This is a genomic window from Flavobacterium sp. HJ-32-4 (assembly GCF_022532105.1).
GTDB lineage: Bacteria > Bacteroidota > Bacteroidia > Flavobacteriales > Flavobacteriaceae > Flavobacterium.
Genome location: NZ_CP092832.1, coordinates 2,702,462 through 2,720,465, shown reverse-complemented (window position 1 = coordinate 2,720,465; position 18,004 = coordinate 2,702,462). Strand labels below are relative to the sequence as shown.

Genomic DNA, 18,004 nt, shown 5'->3' with positions numbered 1-18,004 from the left:
TTCCTCAGTCACTCAGTCACTCAGTTACTCAGTTCCTCAGTTCCTCAGTCACTCAGTTCCTCAGTTACTCAGTCACTCAGTTCCTCAGTTCCTCAGTCACTCAGTTCCTCAGTTACTCAGTTCCTCAGTCACTCAGTTCCTCAGTCACTCCATTCCCCACCTCACACTCCCCACATGAAACACTGGATTGAAGCCGCCCGCGTACGTACCCTGCCACTATCGGTGTCGGGCATCCTGGTAGGTAGTCTCTACGCGCTTGCCTATCCCACCCAAAAACACGAAACCCCCACAGAAGTCTACAGTTGGAAGGTATTCGGGTTCGCGATCCTGACGACACTCGGACTCCAGATTCTCTCCAACTTCGCCAACGATTACGGCGATGGGGTGAAAGGCACCGACAACGAAGACCGCATCGGGCCCAAACGCGCCATCCAAAGCGGCGTGATTTCGAAGGAAGCGATGAAACGCGCCATCATCCTCACGTCCATCCTGACGTTTCTCTCCGCCTGCACGCTGATTTATTTCGCGTTCGGCATGAAATACGTGTGGTATTCGGTGTTCTTCCTCGTGCTCGGACTCCTCGCCATTCTCTCCGCCATCCGCTACACCGTCGGTAATACCGCCTATGGCTACCGCGGCTACGGCGATGTATTTGTGTTTGTGTTCTTCGGCCTCGTCAGCACCCTCGGCGTGAACTTCCTGCATTCACAGGAATTCGCACTCGATCTGGTGTTGCCCGCTGCCGCCATCGGTTTCCTGAGTGTAGGCGTACTCAACCTGAACAACATGCGCGACGAAGCGTCTGACCGCAAAGCCGGCAAAAACACCATCGTCGTCAAGATAGGAGGGAAGGCCGCCAAAACCTACCATTTCTTCCTGGTTGTAACCGCCATGATACTGGGACTGGCGTTCGCCTACATCCGCAATTTCCAATGGGACCAATACCTTTTTGTCGTGGCCTACATCCCCATGATCCTGCACCTGGCCCGCGTCGCCCGCAACCAAAACCCGAAAGACCTCGATCCCGAATTGAAAAAACTCGCCCTGAGTACGTTTGCATTCTCCGTGTTGCTGGCCTTTTCGATGATTTACCTGTTCTCGGATATTGTGGTGAATAGTTGAGGAGGAGTAGTAGCAAGGATCAAGGATCAAGGAGCAAGTATCAAGTGTCCGAAACCAAGAACCAACAACCAAGAACCAACAACCAACAACCAACCACCAACAACCAACCACCACCACATGGAAGAAAAATTTTGCTGGCGCTGTAATGTAAAAGTCAAGATGCTTGACGATGAAGAATTTGAATTGTGTCGAAATGCTTCGCTTTATGGTAAGAGGATTATTGATGAAGAACTTAAAAAGCGGAAAATCCATAATCATATCTGGCTACATGAAATTGAAACACGGGAGCGTTATCGATATCTACTCGAAATGTATCGCATAATTACCGGAGAATATGAACCAAATCCGTTAGCAATATTCCATCATAAAATATCCGAATTTGGAAAAGACTGTCCGAATTGCAAAAAACCATTTAGAACCCCAAAAGCAAGATATTGCCCCAGTTGCGGATACGGAAAAGAGAACGTAGTTTAGATTGCGAATAGCAAGGAGCAAGTATCGAGTAGCAAGTAGCAACGAGCAAAACCCAAAACCCAAAACCCAAAACCCAAAACCCAAAACCCAAAACCCAACCCCTAACTCCCAACTCCCAACCCCTAACCCCTAACCCCTAACCCCTAACTCCTAACCCCTAACTCCTAACCCATGAAAATCACCTACCTCGGCCACGCCTCCCTTTCCATCGAAGTCGGTGGCCACCACATCATCGTCGACCCATTCATTTCCGATAATCCCAAAGCGGCCCACATCAGCGTCGAGCAGTTGCAGGCCGATTTCATCCTGCTTACCCACGCCCACGGCGACCACATCGGGGATGTCGAGCGTATCGCCAAACGCACCGGCGCCACCATCGTATCGAACGCTGAAATCGCGACCTACTACGGCAAAAAAGGCTTCACCACCCACCCGATGAACCACGGCGGCTACTGGACCTTTCCGTTCGGCCGTGTGAAATACGTCATCGCCCACCACTCAAGTAGCTTCCCCGACGGCACCTACGGCGGCAATCCCGGCGGTTTCGTCATCGAAGGCGAACACAAAAACATCTACATCGCCGGCGACACCGCGCTGACGTTCGATATGAAACTCATCCCGATGCGCACCAAACTCGACCTGGCCATCCTGCCCGTCGGCAACAACTTCACCATGGATGTCGAAGATGCCGTCACCGCCGCCGAATTCCTCGAATGCGACAAAGTACTGGGCTACCATTTCGACACCTTCGGCTACATCGAAATCGACCACGACGCCGCCAAACGCACCTTTTTCGACGTAGGCAAAGACCTGATGTTGCTCGAAATCGGGAATTCGATAGCTTTGTAGTGTTGAAGCTGATCCGGCTATCCGCTGCAAGCTTTCTTCAAAACCGCGTGTGGGCATCGCGCGCCTCCGGCTTCCGTTGGTCGCCGTCGCCGCCCGGCCCCCACAGCGGTTTTGTGCAAAAGGCTTTCCGCTGCTATCCGGGCTAGGCAACCTGTTCCAAAACCAATTGCTGTGAAACGATTATTTGTACTGCTCGTATTCGCCTTGCCGAACTTCCTGTCGGCCCAGGCCGATGGCTACTGGGATAACGCCCGTGCCACCACCCGTGAAATCGTCGTCGGTGCCGGCGACCGCATCGTCGTCAAAACCGAAGATTTCCCCGCCGGCACCACCGAATTGGCGTATCGGGTCACCCTTCTCGACGAAAACCAGCAAATGGCCAGCAGCCTGGTGTCCATCCTCAAGGCCATTCCCGATCCGTCGGGCATCAGCCAGGGTTCCGCCGGGGCCGTGTTCCTTATGTCGAAGATTTCCGGAGACGATAAGTGCACCTACGCGGCCTTTCCCACCAGTGCACTCGCCACCAAATACGAACAAACCGGAAAGCCCGACGGCGCCTGCCTCGTACAGTCGGAGCCGGTAAGTAAAGATGCCCGCCTTTTGTCACCCAACAAAATGGCCTGCCTGAAGACCAATGCCCTGTGGTTCGGCTTCGAAAGCCATAACTGGGTGTTCAAAGAGAAAATCGTCCTGGAGGTCGTGCCCTGGGTCGACAACAAGAAAAGCCGCGGCTGGAACGACGAGGCGAAGAACGCAGTACTGGAGTTGTGCAAAACCTCGGGCCTCGCCGGACTCATGCTGCATCCCGACGATCTGTGTCTCTCGATTCTCGACAAGTTCCGCAACGGCTATACCTACAGCGAATACCAGAAAATGAGCGCGGCTGAGAAGTCCAAAGCCTATCGCGACTTCGGTAACGCCTGCCTCGATCCCAAAACAGCAGACCAGTCGTTGTTGGCCACCGTCCGCAACGATGCCTACCAGCATTTCCGTAACAAAGCCTACGACAAAGCCATCGACCTGCTCACGAATGCCATCGTCGATCGCGGCAACGCCCGGGCAAAAGACTATTACGCCCTCGGTACCTATTACCTGTTTTCCAGGCAAACCTCCAAAGCCCTCGATGCCTTTCGCAAAGGCGAGAAACTCGACCCATCCGAATTGCTGATCCAACTCGGCATCGCCAACGCCTATCTCGTATCCGGTGATTTCTCAGCCGCCAAAGAAATCCACAAAAAATACCGCGCCGAGAATGTCAGCGCCAAAAAAAGCTGGATCGACCAGGCGAAAGAAGACATCGACGCGTTACAAAAAGCAGGCATCCAATCCGATGATTTCGACCGTATGCTGAAATATTTGAAAGGGGAGAGGTAGGAGAGAGGAGAGAGGAGAGGGGAGAGGAGAGAGGAGCAAGGATCCAGAACCAAGAACCAAGAACTAAGAACCAACCCCCAAAACTCAACACTCAACACTCAACACTCAAAACTCAACCCTCAACTATCAACCCTGAACTATCAACTCTCAACCCCCAACCCCATGACCGCCACCCCCCACCAATACGTCCTCGACTTCAAAGTCCCGTCGGGTACATCACGTGGCGTACTCACCACCAAAGAAAGCTGGTTCATCGTCATTGAACACGAAGGGAAGAAGGGCATTGGCGAATGCGGACTGCTGCGCGGCCTCAGTGCCGACGACCGTCCGGATTATGCCGCAAAGGTCAAATGGGCCTGCGATAACCTTTATTTGGGAGAAGAGGCGTTGTGGGAGGCCTTACGGGAGTTTCCGTCCATCCAATTCGGGATAGAAACTGCGTTCCGCTCGTGGTCGGCCGATGATCCGTTTGAGTTGTTTCCGTCTGCTTTTACGGAGGGTAGCGCGACCATCCCGATCAACGGACTCGTGTGGATGGGAAGCGAAGCCTACATGAAAGAGCAGATCGAAGCCAAGATCGACGCCGGTTTCCATTGCATTAAACTGAAGATTGGCGCGTTAGGTTTCCAGAAGGAATGGGGCTTGTTGCGTTCCATCCGCGATCATTTCAGTCCGGACGAAATCGAAATACGCGTCGATGCCAACGGTGCCTTCCGACCCAACGAAGCCCTCGAAAAACTCTACCGCCTCGCCGATTTGGGCATCCACAGCATCGAACAGCCGATTGCCACCAAGCAATGGACCGAAATGGAGGCCCTTTGCCGGGCCACGCCCATTCCGATCGCCCTCGACGAAGAACTGATTGGCCTTTTCGACACCGACGCCAAAAAAACGCCTCCTCGATGCCGTCGCACCCCAATACATCATCCTAAAACCCAGTTTCATCGGCGGTTTTCGCGGCACGGCCGAATGGATCGAATTGGCGGAAGAACGCGGTATCGGCTGGTGGGTCACCTCCGCACTCGAAAGCAACGTCGGACTCAACGCCATCGCACAATGGACGTTCCTGCAACCGATCACCATGCCACAAGGACTCGGAACGGGCGCGCTCTACCACAACAACTTCGATTCGCCACTCGAGGTACGAAACGGGCAATTGCAATACGACCGCCACAAACCGTGGGAGACGGTCTTCGATAAATTATAACTTGATTTTTTTCAAGGCTTTACGAATGCCTTCCTGAACCAGCGGTTCCATCACTTTGTAGCACGCCAGGTTGGGGTGCACGCCGTCGTCGGCATACTCAGGGCCGAGGCCATCCTCCGCATTCGCCAGCGCTTTATGGTAATCCACCAGGATCAATCCTTCCTTTTCGGCATAGGCTTTGAGCATCCTGTTAAAGGCCACGATCTTCGGCCCGGGCTGCAGTCCTTTTCGCCACCAGAAATCAGTAGCGGGCACCAGCGTACACAATACCACCTGTACGCCATTCGCCCTTGCAAGCTCCACCATCGATTGGATATTCCCCAATATGGCTTCGTGCGAAATAGGGCCCGTATTCTCCGCGATATCGTTGGTTCCCGCCAAAATCACCACCACCTTGGCGCCAAGGGCAATGACATCCGGGCGGAACCGCAACAACATCTGTGAGGTTGTTTGTCCGCTGATGCCCCGGTCGATATAGCCATTGGTAGTGAAGAACGACCCGTCGGTCGCCAGCCATCCCTCGGTGATCGAGTCGCCCATAAAAACAATGCGGGCTTTTCCAGGTGTCGGCGCCGGCAAGGCCGCATTATCTGCCGCATACTTAGCGAAATTGGGCCAGTCGGGGTTGTTTTGGGCAACCGCGAACGTGGTGATAAAGAGAAGGAGGGAGGTGAGGCGCATGGTGTTTTAGTCAAATATACACCAATCCAGTAATATGTTAAGCTGCCATCCGAAAACGGAGGAGTGATTGCAACGCCTGCTTCCGCACTTTCCTCTGAAACCAGCCACTCCAACCAATCAGCCAGCCCATCGCGCCAAAGGCCTGTTGCGACCAGCGCCAGAAAGAGAAGTAATCGTCGTGGCGGTAGATTTTGCCGTCCCGGAAAACGAAATGGGCCGTAATGTGGTTCGTCACGTCCCGGCCCGTGCGGCTGAAATGGTAACGCGCCGTCCAGTGGGCGGAACCGTCGGTGTCGGTCGCCTCCACCTCGTTGTACGTAATAATGAGGCGGCCTTTGGCATTGGCCAACAGCATCCGCCACATATCGCGCACTTCGTCGGCTTCGAGCGTACCAAACGCCGGATCCGAAAAGCGGGCCTCCGCGTGGTAGCATTGCGCCATCGTTTCAGCATCGCCTTTTGCGAAAGCGTCGTAAAAACGGTGAATCAGGAGTTCGTTTTCGTTCATGGAGTCGAATATAGGGTTTTTACCGCCTCACCCGTAGCAAATCGGTTCGGCGCTTTGTCACCAAACGTCCCGAAATACGACTTCCGGTTCTCGGCCGTAAAGAAACCGGTTTGGCCCGTAAACGGCCGCTGGCTTCCGCGGATGACAAACCGAAGAAACTGGATATCGGCTTTTTTAAGGCGTTCCATTTCCTTAGCGGTAAACACATACCACGAGACCGCCCGTTTGTCGCCCGCCTCCCGCAAACCTTTGTCGGTGCAGGTGATGACGGTGTTGTCGGTGAGATAAATATATACGGTGCCACCGATGTAGTGCTCCGCGGTAGCCACCGGAAGCGACAGCCGGAGCAACCCGCCGGTTTCGGTGCGCGCCACACGCACATCGCATTGCCCACCCAACACATAGGTTTCACAGATGAAACTCCATTCAGGTGTCGCCGGAAGGCTTTTGTCTTTAAACGTTACGACTTCTTGTGCATGGCTGCCCAAAAAGCAGGTGAGGAGGAAGGTTAGGTAAAGTCGCGTCATATCAGGGTGTAAAGTCGTCTGTCCAGTTGCGGGTTTCGAGGGCGGTGGCGCGCGTACCGTCCATCGTCACGCGTAGTTCTTTTATGGTTTGGTTCTTTTGGTACGAGGCCTTATACCGGTAGACCAGCAGGCCACTTTTCGGGTATTCGATCACCTCGACCAATCGCAAGCCCTTAAAGGTACCATATTTCGCCCGATATTTCTGGCAGGTGCGGGTCAGGCGCTCGGCGGTGAGGTTTTGGCGGAGTTGGTCGGTCGCCTCGTCCGAACGGAACGGCTGGAACCGTGAACTGTTGCAGGCCGACAGCACCCGCAGGCCCACGTCATACGCCCGGTTTTTCTGCGACGCATCGACTTCAGAAAGGGGTTTTACCACGCTACGTGGTGCCGCATGGCGCGCCTTACACGAAACGAGCAGGCAGATAAAGAGGCACAAAAGTCCGTTTTTCCACATGGCTGTCAGGTTTTGGGTGCCCCTAAAATAACCACAAAAGCCGGGTCCCTTTTTACAGGATCCGGCTTATAACATTTTGTTAGGTGCTTTTTGGCGTTTCTTTTTGATTTCCCGCTCTTAGTAGAGGGAAGGAAAACGTCCGGGGAAACTCTCTTCCATAATCGAATAGACTTTCTCGAAGACATCTTCCGGCGACGGTTTCGAGAAATAATCCCCATCCGTGCCATACGCCGGACGGTGTGCCTGGGCCGTCAGGGTCTCCGGACGACTGTCGAGGTAACGCCACGCATCCTGTTCTTCCAACACCTGTTGCAGGATAAAGGCAGACGCACCACCCGGCACATCCTCGTCCACAACCAGCAGGCGGTTCGTAGTTTGTACACTTTTCACGATATCATGCGCCCGGTCAAACGGCAGTAGCGACTGCACGTCGATGATCTCGCACTCGATGCCGTACTGCGCCAGACGCTCGGCGGCTTCACTGATGATGCGAAGGGTCGAACCATACGAAACGATGGTGATATCGCGACCGTTCCGGATGGTTTCCACCACCCCGATCGGCGTGCGGTATTCCCCCGGATTGGCGGGTAATTTTTCTTTCAGTCGGTAGCCGTTCAGACACTCTACCACCACGGCAGGCTCATCGGCCTCCAATAGCGTATTGTAGAATCCGGCGGCTTTGGTCATGTTGCGCGGTACCAGCACATGCACGCCCCGCAACGCATGGATGATCATGCCCATCGGCGATCCGGAGTGCCAGATGCCTTCCAGACGGTGCCCGCGGGTGCGCACGATCAACGGCGCTTTCTGCCGTCCTTTGGTGCGGTATTGCAGCGTAGCCAAATCGTCACTCATGATCTGCAACGCATACAAAAGGTAATCAAGGTACTGTATTTCGGCAATAGGGCGGAGGCCACGCATCGCCATCCCAATCCCTTGCCCGAGTATCGTCGCTTCGCGAATGCCGGCATCCGACACGCGCATTTCGCCGTATTTCTGTTGCATGCCTTCCAGTCCCTGGTTCACGTCGCCAATATTTCCGGCATCTTCCCCAAAAATCAATACATCAGGGTGCTTGGCCAGGATGGCATCGAAATTGTCGCGGATCACCACACGACCGTCGGCCTCTTCTTCCTGGGTATACGTCGCCGGCACTTCCGCGACCGAAAGCGTGCTGTTCGGTGATTCCGAAAACAGGTGCGAGCTGTAGCGTTTTTGGTGTTGTGTTTTATAATCGGTAATCCAGTCCGCAAGCGGTTGGTGCTGGCCATCGGCAGCGAGCAGCGGCAGCAATTTCCGGGCGGTGGCCAGGGCATCGCGTCGCAACGGCTCTTTGATCGAGGTCAGTTCTTTCAGTGCTTCCTGCACGTCCGGATAGGAGGCATAGCCTTCCAACACCGCACGCAACGACGCCACGTCGGATTTAATCGGCTCGAGGTAGGCCGTCCAGGCGGCTTTCTTGCCCTCGAGTACTTCTTTTCGAACCGTTTCCTCCATGGCGTCCAGTTCTTCCGGAGAAGCGATGTTGGTCGCGATCATCCACAGGCGCATCTGGCGGATACAATCGAAATCGGATTCCCATGACAAACGGTCCTTCGATTTATAGCGTTCGTGCGAGCCAGAGGTCGAGTGGCCCTGTGGCTGTGTCAGTTGGGTCACGTGGATCAGCACCGGAACGTGTTCTTCCCGCGCGATCTGCGAGGCCTTCTGGTAGGTGTCCACCAACGAGGCATAATCCCAGCCTTTTACCGTGAACAGTTCGTAACCATTGCCTTTCTCATCACGCTGGAACCCTTTCAGGATTTCCGAAATACTCTCCTTTGTAGTTTGGTGGCGCGCATGTACGGAGATGCCGTAATCGTCGTCCCACACACTCATCACCATCGGCACCTGCAAAACACCGGCTGCGTTGATGGTTTCAAAAAACAGGCCCTCCGACGTACTGGCGTTTCCGATAGTGCCCCAGGCGACCTCGTTTCCGTTATTCGAAAAAGCGGTGTGTTGCTCGAGTCCGGCAACCGAGCGGTAGACTTTCGACGCCTGTGCCAACCCCAGCAACCGCGGCATTTGTCCGGCGGTAGGGGAGATATCGGCGCTGGAATTCTTTTGTTGTACCAGGTTTTTCCACTGCCCGTTTTCGTCAAGGCTGTGGGTGGCGAAGTGCCCGCCCATCTGGCGTCCGGCCGACATCGGGTCGTGGTCGAGGTCCGAGTGGCCGTAGAGTCCGGCAAAGAACTGCTGGATGCTAAGCGCCCCAATCGCCATCATAAACGTCTGGTCGCGGTAGTAACCCGAACGGAAATCCCCATTCTGGAACGCTTTTGCCATGGCGAGTTGCGGTACCTCCTTACCATCCCCGAAGATGCCGAACTTGGCTTTTCCCGTCAGCACTTCCCGTCGGCCCAGCAAACTGCACTCGCGGCTGGTGACGGCGATACGGTAATCGGAAAGCACTTCCAGTTTGAAATCCTCGAAAGATAAAGTGGCAGAGGCGGTGGCTTCGGTCATGGTCGGTTGGTTTTCTATGGAAACAAAAATAATTAAAAGTAAGGTTCCGTGTATCAGTGGGTTGAAAATAATGTATGATTCGCGTCAGATTGTCGTATAATATTATAGTAAAAACACCCAATCAACCGGATGTTTGAAGATTCAATAAAAAAATAGCCCTTTTTTAGGTCTGCGTTTCCGGCAATCTTTATAAAATCTTTATGTGCCGGCGCCCTTTCTTTATATGCCCCGCCGGATGCGTGTCGTACCTTTGTACCGTCAATCAGCCATGAAAACACGTCCCTTTTTAGGCATACGGAACCAATACCTCGCGGCGCTGCTCACCATCAGTCTGGTGTCAGGCGTATGTTTCTTCACGCGCGATGCCCTTGACTATAAAGTCACGGCCTACGTACTATTGGCCACCGTTTCCCTCCTCGCGATCTTCCTCAGCCTGCTGCCGATATTGCTCGCGGCGGTTGTCAGCGCGCTCATACTCGACTTTTTCTTCATCAAGCCGTATTACACCTTTCATATAAACGGCACTGAAGATGCGGTGCTCTTTGCGCTGTTCTTCGTGGTGGCGTTGGTGAACGGGGTGCTGACGAACCGTATACGACGGGTGGAGCACCTGGCGCAGATCCGCGACACCCGGGCGGCGAACATGCGGCTCTACAACACTATTCTAGACTCGCTGTCCCACGAACTCCGCACGCCGCTGGCGTCTGTGATTGGCAGTGTCGAATTATTGAAAGACCATGTCAACGCAGAAGGGCAGGAGCGGCAACAGGAGCTCGTAGCGGAAATCGAATCGGCGGCGTTACGACTCGAACGACAGGTGGCCAACTTGTTGAACGTATCGCGACTCGAATCGGGTTATCTCGAAACCCGTCCCGACTGGTGCGACCTTGCCGAGATTGCCTATAAAGTCGTCGACGAACTGGCACCAAACGCCGATCGCACCGTGCGCATCGTGCAGCCCGACTACCTCCCGCTGTTCAAACTCGATTACGGACTCATGGAGCACATCCTCCAAAACCTCATTTCCAACGCGCTGACCTACACCCCGAAAGGGGCCACGGTTTGGGTGGAGATCGAATACCGTCCCACCGTGCATTTCGATGAATCGGAGACGGAAGAACCCATCACCTGTGTGGTGCGGGTGTCGGATGACGGACACGGCTTTCCCGAAAAGGAAATCGCCCACGTCTTCCGGAAGTTTTACCGTATCGGCACGCAAACCGGCGGTGTCGGCCTCGGACTTTCCATCGTCAAGGGATTTGTAGAAGCGCAACAAGGCACAATTGCGCTTCGAAACCGCGAGGAAGGCGGGGCCGAATTTACCTTGGCGTTCCCGGCGCCCGTCCTGCATACTAAAACCATAGGCGATGTCTGAGCGTTCGATATTGGTCATAGACGACGAACAGGCGATCCGCCGCCTGCTGGAGCTGACGCTGGAACCGGCCGGGTACAAAGTGGCCACAGCCGCCACCGGTTCCGACGGGATCGCCCTGGCTGCCAACCGTCCGCCCGACCTGATTCTCCTCGATCTCGGTTTGCCGGATAGGGACGGACAGGAGGTATTGGCCCGCCTGCGCGAATGGTACTTCCGGCCCATCATCATCCTGTCGGCCAAAGATGCCGAAACGGAAATCGTGAAAGCACTCGACCATGGCGCGAATGATTACCTCACCAAACCGTTCCGACAGCTGGAACTCCTGGCCCGCATCCGTTCCGCCGTCCGCGATGCCGATACGACCAAGGCAAATCCGGTCATGACGTTTGGTGCCGTAACCCTCGATTTTGCCGCCCGCACCGTCATCCGTTCGGGTGAACTGGTCAAACTGACCACAACCGAGTACGCCTTACTGGCGCTGCTCGCCGGCAACGAAGGACGCGTGTTGACGCACCAGTTCCTGCTCCGGGCCGTGTGGGGTCCGACCTATGTGGAAGAAACCCAATACCTCCGCGTGTTTATCGGCCAGTTGCGGAAGAAACTCGAAGACGATCCGAACCGACCGCGGTATCTGCTGACCGAGTCGGGGATCGGGTATCGATTCCAGTCCGGATAACCCTTCTTTTTTAGTGCAATTTCCTTTCCACTGCCGGGTACAACCGGGCGGTACAGACTTCTTATATCCATTCCAAACATGAAAACAACGCACAAATTATCGGCAGCCGGACTCATCGTCGCCCTGGGTATTATCTATGGTGATATCGGCACCAGCCCGCTTTATGTCATGAAAGCCATCGTCGGCGACCGGCCCATCAGCCAATTGCTGGTGTATGGCAGTATTTCCTGTGTCTTCTGGACATTGACGTTCCAGACGACGTTTAAGTACATCCTCCTTACCCTGTCGGCCGACAACCACGGGGAAGGCGGCGTCTTTTCCCTCTATGCCCTCGTCCGCCGGTTCGGAAAAGGCCGTCTGGTGATCCCGACCATCCTCGGCGCTACCACCTTATTGGCCGATGGCATTATCACACCGCCCATTTCGGTGGCGTCGGCGGTAGAAGGACTCGATATCATCGTAGCGGATCTTCCCACAATACCCATCGTATTGGCAATCCTGACCGGATTGTTCTTCTTCCAGCGCTACGGCACCCAGAAAGTCGGGACGTTCTTCGGGCCCATCATGGCGCTGTGGTTCGGCATGTTGTTGGCGTTGGGCATCGTGCAGGTCGTCACACACCCCCAAATCCTGACGGCCTTGAACCCGGTTTATGCGTATGAATTACTCACCACCTATCCGAGTGGCTTCTGGTTGCTGGGTGCGGTATTCCTCTGTACGACCGGTGCCGAGGCCCTGTATTCGGATTTGGGGCACTGCGGCCGCCAGAACATCCGCATCAGTTGGATCTTCGTCAAAATTGCGCTCGTCGTCAACTACCTGGGGCAGGCTGCCTGGCTGATGGAAGGCGCCGGACGGCAACTCGACGGCCGCAACCCGTTCTTTGCGATCATGCCCGAGTGGCTGTTACTGCCCGGCATCCTGCTCGCCACCGCCGCTGCCGTGATTGCGTCGCAGGCGCTGATCAGCGGTTCGTATACCCTCATCAACGAAGCCATTTCCCTGAATTTCTGGCCGCGCGTGACCGTTCGTAACCCGACGGATTTCAAAGGACAGATCTACATCCCCTCCATCAACGTCATTCTCTGGATCGGGTGTATCCTGATGGTGTTGTACTTCAAGACATCGGCCCACATGGAAGCCGCCTATGGTTTCTCGATTACGGTGGCCATGCTCATGACCACGTTCTTGCTCGGGTACTACCTGTTGTATATCCGGAAAATGAATACGTTGGCGATCGTCGGGATACTGTCAGTGTTCATAGTCATTGAAATCGCCTTCTTTACCGCCAATGTCGTCAAGATCAAAGAGCGGTGGATGTTCCTGTTCTTCGAGCTCTTCATCTTTACCGTGATGTATGTGTGGTACTTCGCCCGGAAGACGAACAACCGTTTCCTGCGGTTTGTGAACCTGCGCGAACAGGCCCCGATGCTCGAACGCTTGTCGCGGGACGAATCGGTGCCCAAATACGCCACGCACCTGGTCTACCTCTCGAAAGCCGACCGCAATTATGAAATCGAGGAAAAGATCATCCGGTCTATTTTGTCGAAGCGACCGAAACGGGCCGATATGTATTGGTTCCTCCACATCAACCGCGTGAACGAACCCTATGCACTCGATTATGAAATCGTGCCGGTCACCGGCCACACGGTCGTCAAGATCGTCATCAACGTCGGCTTCCGCATACAGCCGCGGGTAGAACTGTATTTCCGGCAGGTGATGCGCGACATGGCGTTGCGGAAGGAGTTCGACCTGCACCTGCGGGCCAACGGTTCGACGCCCTATTGCAGCGAGCCCGATTACCGCTTTGTCATCATCGAGAAATACCTGTCGCATGCCAACGACCTCAGCCTGAGCGACCGACTGCTGATGAACGGCTATTACATCTTAAAGAAAATGTCGGTGTCGGAAGCCAAAGCCTTCGGACTCGACCGCAGTGATGTGGTCGTCGAGCGGATGCCGTTCGTCTACCAGCCCATTACCGAAACACCTTTACAACGTATCACCAAACCTTTTGAATCATGAAACGAATTATTATAACTGCCGTCCTCGCCGGATGCGCCGCGTGGAGCCACGCACAGGAAACCGAAGACCGAACGCCTTTTTCCGATTGCGACCTCACCTGGATCAACGGCCAGAACCGCCAGAAAGAACCGCTGTTGGTGCTGAAAGACCCCAAAGGCGAGGTGCTGCTGACCGGTGTGGTCATGGCCGACGGCTATTTCAATTACGACCTGAACAACCCGATCGACAACACCCATACTATCTCGTCGACCATTGGGCGCAGCAACGAGTTCACGCTGAACTTCGCGACCATCGGGATCGAGACCGGCTATAAAAACATCATCGGCCGCTTGTGGCTGCAATACGGGCAGATGGCGTCGATCATTCAGGATGCGGATGCCACGGTCGCGCACGGACGCAATACGTCGGTTTCGAACCTGCGGAATGTGCGGGAAGCGGCCGCGGGGTATCATTTCGATACCTGGTACGGCCTCAACGCCGAGATGGGGATTTTCATGAGCTATATCGGACTCGAGAGCTATGTGACCCAGGAAAACTGGTGCTACCAGCGGTCGATGGTGTGTGATTTTACACCCTTTTACTTTTCGGGCGCGCGCTTGCAGGCCTATCCTACGAAGCATTTTAAGACCGAACTCTGGTTGCTCAACGGCTGGCAGTCGTATAACAGTTGGACGCGCCAGATCGGGTTGGGGAACTCCAATTACTACCGCCCCGACAGCTCGTTGCAGTTGGCGGCCAACTTCTATTACGGAAAAGACAACCGCGACGGCACGGTACGGTTCCACCACGACAACAGCATCGTGAAACGCTTCTACCACCGCCCCGAAGCCAGCGGGATTTCAAAGGCGGCGTTCAGTCTCAATACCCATTACGGGTTCCAGAGCGGCGACAACGTCAGCGCCTCACGGAACTTCATGACCGGTGCGGCACTCAGCCAGCGCGTGTGGTTCCACCGCGACAAGTTCGCCGTAACCGCCCGCGTCGACTTTGTGCGCAACCCCGGCCTGTACCTGGCCTTTACGCCCTCGCCGGTCACCCCGAACGACTTCACCGATGCCGTGTTGCAGGATCCCGACCTTACGATCGGACAAGGTACACTCACCTTCGACGTCATGCCCAACGATTATATGACCCTCCGCCTCGAAGCCCGCTACCGCAAAAGCGACAAACCCTATTTCGCCGGAAGCGGCGGCACCACCTCACCCGACGGCTGGAGCACCACTGAAGTAGGCGCCTGGCGCCCCGATTTGGTGAAAGAGGAGGGGAGTGTGACGGTGGCGGTGAATTTTAGGCTGTGAGAAAGGCAATTAGATAATGAGGTAATGAGAATATTAGAAAATGGAGAAATGAGATAATTTGAAAATGGGGTAATTAATTTTATAATGTTCTAGTTTATTGGAAAATGGAACCTACGTGCGACCCGGCGATCCCGTTTAGGTCTCGTTTGGAAAAGAAATTGATTTGCTTACATCAGTCGCGTTCGAATTTGACTGTCGCGCTTCCCGATCCCAGCGCGGCTTTAAGTCCGACCGCATCGTCGATTTTTCCGATACGGGTATAACTGTAAGACGTCTGGAAGTTCTCGTAGAATAACACTAGGGTACTGTTGCCGTAAAGCATGATTTCGCCGCTTTTGACCGCTCCTCCAGGGCTGGCACCCGTTGGAAGATCTTGCCCTAAATCGGCATACTTTTCGTTTTGGTTGAGCTCGCGCATGTCGAGCGTCAGCGGCAACAGTTTGGTGAAAGCCGATGTCGCCGCACCAGCGGATAAAGTCGCGTGGAATATTGAATTTCCTATGGTTATTTTCATTTTTTGACCTACTGGTTGTAAATGCGTCTGGCTTTGGGCATCCTGCGCATCGCAGGCCGATAAGGAGATTGCCAGAAAGAACAGAGCCGAGAAGATGTGGAATTGTAGTGCTTTCATGTACAAGGGCAAAGTACAGGGCGTGGCTATTTTGAGTACTGGCTGTCGCTGACTTTTTCCATCCAGGTCACTACCGTGCCGTTCACCGCTTCTTGTATGGCGATGTGGCTCATGGCCTTAACAGGCGAAGCACCATGCCAGTGTTTTTCGTCAGGTTCGAAATAGACTACGTCCCCAGGCTTGATTTCCTCGATCTCCCCGCCTTCTTTCTGAACCCAGCCTAGTCCCGAGATTACGATCAGCGTTTGGCCTGCCGGATGCGTATGCCAGGCCGTTCTCGCGCCTGGTTCGAACGTGACGAGCGCACCGGCTGCTGCTGTTGCTTCTTTTTTGGCGAAAAGCGGATCGATCCGGACGCTTCCGGTGAACCATTCATCGGATCCTTTTACCGACGCCTGCGCGCCGTTCTTGATGATTTCCATGATATATGTTTATGTTAGAATGTCTTGGCGTCTATGACATAGCGGTAACGTGCCTGTTTGCCCATGACTTTCGCCCAGGCGTCGTTAATCTGGTCGGCCTTGATAACCTCGATTTCGGGGAGCACATTGTTGTCGGCACAATAATGCACCACCTCCTGTGTTTCAGGTATGCCGCCGATAAGTGATGCGTTGAAGTTGACGCGGCTGTTGGCAAGCCCGATATTGCTTAGGTTTAACGAAAACCCCACCGGCATCCCAACCTGCGTAAAGTGTCCGTAAGGTTTGACCACCGAACTGTAAGCCGCTACGTCGAATTGGGCCGGAATGGTAGAAATGAGATAGTCGAGTTTTCCTTTGTAGGGTTTCAGCTTGTCGGGGGTGTCTACGACAATGGCCTCTTTCGCACCAAAAGACCGGATGTCTTTTACCTTGTCAGGCGAGGTCGTGAAGGCATAGACCTCTGCGCCCTTTGAAACCGCAAATTTAACTGCGAGATGTCCCAAACCTCCTATTCCGGCTACGCCTATTTTATCGCCTACCTTGAAATTGGCGTTCATGAGGGGTGAATACGTCGTAATTCCGGCACACAACAGCGGTGCTGCCGCTTCGAGAGAAATGTGTTCCGGAATGTGTACCGCAAAATGGTCGCGTACCACGATGTTGTTGGAATAGCCTCCCTGGGTGATTCCGGAAGGCGATGTTCTATCAGGATTCCCGTAGGTGAAAAGCGTCTTGCCGTTGTCGCAGTAATGCTCTTCACCATGGGTGCAGCTTTCGCAGGTCATGCAGCTATCTACCATACAGCCGACGCCAGCACGGTCGCCCACCTTGAATTTGGTTACGTTCTTGCCTACTTTGCTTACGATGCCCACGATTTCATGGCCGGGCACCTGAGGGTATTGCTGCGCACCCCAGTCGCCTTTCATCTGGTGGATGTCCGAGTGGCAGATGCTCGCAAATTTGATGTCGATCAGGATGTCGTTATCACCCACGGGACGGCGCTCGAATTCCCAGAGGCTGAGCATACCCGAAGCGTCTTTGGCCGCATATCCTCTTGACTTAATGTTTGTGGCCCCGTCTGGCGGAAGGTCGGCCGCGAATGAGCTCAAAGGACCCGCGGCCATGATGCCCGCCCCTGCCAGTGTGGTCTGCTTAATGAAGTCCCTGCGTGAATGCTTTGTGCTTTTATTTTCCATGGCAATAATGCTCTATTTAATTTATGATTAGTATTTAGTAATAGGTGATCAGAAACTCCTCCTTCGGCGTCCTGACCTTTTTCAGGTTTACAAGCCAGTCACCCTGCGACTGCCGGTAACCCAACGCGAGAAGGTAAACGCTTTTCAGTCCTTTGGCCGGTAAGTCCAGCAGCTTGTCCAGTTCATCGTTGTTGAAACCTCCCAAAGGCGAGTTGTCGATACGGAGTTCTGCCGCCTGTGCTATGGCCATGCCTAGACTGATACACGCTTGCTTGGCGGTATCCACGAAAGCCGAATCGTGGTCGAGCGCCACCTGGGAAGCGACAATGGCATCGGTATGTAACCCGAAAGCCATTCCGCGATCGATGCCCCGTTGGTCCGTCGTATGGTCGAAGATTTTCGAGATGCGCCCGCTGTCATAGCCGTCCCATGCGGCAAAAACCAAGAGATGCGAACAATCTGCTACGAGCTGTTGGTTCCAGGCTATCGGAACTATTTTGTCCTTGAGTTCCTGGTTGCCGATCGCCAGTACGCGGTAGGGCTGCAACCCGTACGACGACGGGGCAAGCCTCGCGGCTTCGATGATCGTGTCCAGCTGTTGGCCGGTTATTTTTCGGGTGGGGTCGTATTTCTTGGTCGCGTAGCGCCAATTCAGGTCCGTGAGCAATGACATAGTG

The 18,004-nt window shown here is 54.4% G+C and carries 17 protein-coding genes and 1 pseudogene; 9 read left to right on the top strand and 9 right to left on the bottom strand.

The window, feature by feature from the left end:
* The first annotated feature begins 174 nt into the window (after positions 1 to 174).
* The 5 genes and pseudogenes from menA to MKO97_RS11530 all read left to right on the top strand — a co-directional run bounded on the left by menA (position 175) and on the right by MKO97_RS11530 (position 5,026).
* Positions 175 to 1,122 carry a 1,4-dihydroxy-2-naphthoate octaprenyltransferase gene (gene menA, locus MKO97_RS11550; protein ID WP_241103372.1) on the top strand — a complete coding sequence of 316 codons (948 nt, stop codon included), beginning with the start codon at positions 175 to 177 and terminating at the stop codon, positions 1,120 to 1,122.
* A gap of 117 nt (positions 1,123 to 1,239) precedes the next feature.
* A complete protein-coding gene (locus MKO97_RS11545; RefSeq protein ID WP_241103371.1) occupies positions 1,240 to 1,596 on the top strand; it encodes a hypothetical protein in 357 nt (118 codons plus the stop codon).
* A gap of 171 nt (positions 1,597 to 1,767) precedes the next feature.
* The gene (locus tag MKO97_RS11540; RefSeq protein ID WP_241103370.1) at positions 1,768 to 2,445 is read left to right on the top strand and encodes a metal-dependent hydrolase; all 678 of its coding nucleotides are present in this window, start codon (positions 1,768 to 1,770) and stop codon (positions 2,443 to 2,445) included.
* Between the two features lie 171 nt (positions 2,446 to 2,616).
* A complete protein-coding gene (locus MKO97_RS11535; RefSeq protein ID WP_241103369.1) occupies positions 2,617 to 3,819 on the top strand; it encodes a M48 family metallopeptidase in 1,203 nt (400 codons plus the stop codon).
* A gap of 162 nt (positions 3,820 to 3,981) precedes the next feature.
* A pseudogene (locus MKO97_RS11530) lies at positions 3,982 to 5,026 on the top strand (o-succinylbenzoate synthase).
* On the opposite strand, the gene MKO97_RS11525 reads toward MKO97_RS11530, so the two are convergent.
* The 5 genes from MKO97_RS11525 to MKO97_RS11505 all read right to left on the bottom strand — a co-directional run bounded on the left by MKO97_RS11525 (position 5,021) and on the right by MKO97_RS11505 (position 9,704).
* Positions 5,021 to 5,707, bottom strand: a complete 687-nt coding sequence (locus MKO97_RS11525) for an SGNH/GDSL hydrolase family protein (protein ID WP_241103368.1) — start codon at positions 5,705 to 5,707, stop codon at positions 5,021 to 5,023. The pseudogene MKO97_RS11530 and the gene MKO97_RS11525 sit on opposite strands and share 6 nt — an antisense overlap.
* Before the next feature lie 37 nt (positions 5,708 to 5,744).
* Positions 5,745 to 6,215, bottom strand: coding sequence for a nuclear transport factor 2 family protein (locus tag MKO97_RS11520; RefSeq protein WP_241103367.1), 471 nt, complete (start codon positions 6,213 to 6,215; stop codon positions 5,745 to 5,747).
* Positions 6,212 to 6,742, bottom strand: a complete 531-nt coding sequence (locus MKO97_RS11515) for a hypothetical protein (RefSeq protein WP_241103366.1) — start codon at positions 6,740 to 6,742, stop codon at positions 6,212 to 6,214. The genes MKO97_RS11520 and MKO97_RS11515 overlap by 4 nt, the downstream gene beginning before the upstream one ends.
* Before the next feature lies 1 nt (position 6,743).
* The gene (locus MKO97_RS11510; RefSeq protein WP_241103365.1) at positions 6,744 to 7,196 is read right to left on the bottom strand and encodes a hypothetical protein; all 453 of its coding nucleotides are present in this window, start codon (positions 7,194 to 7,196) and stop codon (positions 6,744 to 6,746) included.
* Between the two features lie 117 nt (positions 7,197 to 7,313).
* The gene (locus MKO97_RS11505) at positions 7,314 to 9,704 is read right to left on the bottom strand and encodes a thiamine pyrophosphate-dependent enzyme (RefSeq protein ID WP_241103364.1); all 2,391 of its coding nucleotides are present in this window, start codon (positions 9,702 to 9,704) and stop codon (positions 7,314 to 7,316) included.
* Between the two features lie 268 nt (positions 9,705 to 9,972).
* On the opposite strand from MKO97_RS11505, the gene MKO97_RS11500 reads away from it, so the two are divergent.
* From MKO97_RS11500 to MKO97_RS11485, 4 genes are all read left to right on the top strand, one after another.
* Positions 9,973 to 11,079 (top strand): ATP-binding protein, encoded by a 1,107-nt coding sequence (locus MKO97_RS11500; RefSeq protein ID WP_241103363.1) that lies wholly within the window; start codon positions 9,973 to 9,975, stop codon positions 11,077 to 11,079.
* Positions 11,072 to 11,755: a response regulator gene (locus MKO97_RS11495; protein ID WP_241103362.1), complete on the top strand. Its 684-nt coding sequence runs from the start codon at positions 11,072 to 11,074 to the stop codon at positions 11,753 to 11,755. The genes MKO97_RS11500 and MKO97_RS11495 overlap by 8 nt, the downstream gene beginning before the upstream one ends.
* A 78-nt stretch (positions 11,756 to 11,833) precedes the next feature.
* Positions 11,834 to 13,780, top strand: coding sequence for a KUP/HAK/KT family potassium transporter (locus tag MKO97_RS11490; RefSeq protein ID WP_241103361.1), 1,947 nt, complete (start codon positions 11,834 to 11,836; stop codon positions 13,778 to 13,780).
* The gene (locus MKO97_RS11485) at positions 13,777 to 15,078 is read left to right on the top strand and encodes an outer membrane beta-barrel protein (RefSeq protein ID WP_241103360.1); all 1,302 of its coding nucleotides are present in this window, start codon (positions 13,777 to 13,779) and stop codon (positions 15,076 to 15,078) included. Before MKO97_RS11490 ends, MKO97_RS11485 begins: the two co-directional genes overlap by 4 nt.
* 172 nt (positions 15,079 to 15,250) lie before the next feature.
* Here the strand turns inward: MKO97_RS11485 and MKO97_RS11480 are convergent, their stop codons facing one another.
* The 4 genes from MKO97_RS11480 to MKO97_RS11465 are packed head-to-tail and all read right to left on the bottom strand — an operon-like array spanning position 15,251 to position 18,000.
* Positions 15,251 to 15,709, bottom strand: a complete 459-nt coding sequence (locus MKO97_RS11480; RefSeq protein ID WP_241103359.1) for a cyclophilin-like fold protein — start codon at positions 15,707 to 15,709, stop codon at positions 15,251 to 15,253.
* Between the two features lie 26 nt (positions 15,710 to 15,735).
* Complete coding sequence (locus MKO97_RS11475) at positions 15,736 to 16,131, bottom strand: cupin domain-containing protein (protein WP_241103358.1); 396 nt, start codon at positions 16,129 to 16,131, stop codon at positions 15,736 to 15,738.
* 14 nt (positions 16,132 to 16,145) lie between these two features.
* Complete coding sequence (locus MKO97_RS11470) at positions 16,146 to 17,327, bottom strand: NAD(P)-dependent alcohol dehydrogenase (RefSeq protein ID WP_241103357.1); 1,182 nt, start codon at positions 17,325 to 17,327, stop codon at positions 16,146 to 16,148.
* A gap of 34 nt (positions 17,328 to 17,361) precedes the next feature.
* Positions 17,362 to 18,000: an NAD(P)H-dependent oxidoreductase gene (locus MKO97_RS11465; protein ID WP_241103356.1), complete on the bottom strand. Its 639-nt coding sequence runs from the start codon at positions 17,998 to 18,000 to the stop codon at positions 17,362 to 17,364.
* Between the last annotated feature and the right edge of the window lie 4 nt (positions 18,001 to 18,004).